Below are 1,171 nucleotides of genomic sequence, written 5' to 3'. Positions count from 1 at the left end.
ACCGCCGGTCCCGATGCGGTCACCGCACTGCGCGATCGTCGGTGCGGTCTTCGACACCGGGGGGACGGCGACATCGCCCGCACCCGCGAGGGAGGGCACAGCACCCGCCGCATCATCCACGCCGGTGGCGACGCGACCGGCGCCGAGGTGCAGCGCGCCCTCGGCGTGGCGGCACAACGCGCTCTCGGCGCGGCGGGCCTGCCCGTCCTGTTCGGTGCCGCCGCTGCCCGCGTGCTCACCGACGACCGTGGTGTCACCGGACTTCTGGTCCTCGACGGCCGCGGCTTCGGCATCGTCCACGCGCCGGCCGTGCTCCTCGCGACCGGGGGCCTCGGGCAACTGTACGCGTGCAGTACGAATCCGCCCGGTGCCACCGCCGACGGTGTCGCGCTGGCCCTGACCGCCGGTGCCGGGGTCGCCGACCTCGAGTTCGTCCAGTTCCACCCGACCGTGCTGTTCGCCGAAGGCGGCACCGGACGGCGGCCGCTCATCAGCGAAGCGGTGCGCGGCGAGGGTGCACGCCTCGTCGACTCCCGCGGTCGCTCGATCACCGAGGGCGTGCACCCGCTCGGCGACCTCGCGCCTCGCGACGTCGTCTCGCGGGCCATCGCCGAGCGTCTCACCGCGCTCGGTGAGGATCACGTCTACCTCGACGCTCGTCACCTCGGCGGGTTCGCTACCCGATTCCCGACCATCACGGCGATGTGCGCCGACGCAGGCCTCGATCCCGCCCGGGATCTGCTGCCCGTCGCTCCCGCCGCGCACTACTCGTGCGGGGGTGTCGTCACCGACGTGCACGGCCGCACCCGCATTCCCGGCTTGTACGCGGCGGGCGAAGTGGCGCGCACCGGCCTGCACGGCGCGAACCGGCTCGCCTCCAACAGCCTTCTCGAAGGACTCGTGCTCGGAGAGAGGGCGGGAGCGGCTGCGGCTCTCGAGCGGGCCGGGCTGCGCTCGGAGTCCACCGGCATTCCCGGTGTCGTCTCGGCCGTGTGCGACCGCGCGCGTCTGCAACACCTCATGACGCGGCACGCGCTCGTCGTGCGCGACGCCGACGGGCTGGCCACTGCCGCAGTCGAACTCGACGGCGCGAGCACGACCGGACCGTGCGCCGACGCGGATCGGCTCGAGGACGCGGCGCTCACCGTCACCGCGCGGGCACTGCTGCTCG

General features: G+C 74.0%; 1 protein-coding gene. It reads left to right on the top strand.

Annotated features, from left to right (window positions below; genetic code table 11):
- Positions 1 to 1,171: FAD-binding protein (locus R1101_RS28555; protein ID WP_016935680.1), on the top strand; the 1,171-nt coding region annotated here is incomplete at both ends.

It is taken from the genome of Rhodococcus sp. R1101 (assembly GCF_000278445.1).
GTDB lineage: Bacteria > Actinomycetota > Actinomycetes > Mycobacteriales > Mycobacteriaceae > Rhodococcus > Rhodococcus gordoniae.
The sequence above is the reverse complement of the archived record's forward strand: the minus strand, read 5'-3'. Positions and strand labels throughout refer to the sequence as shown.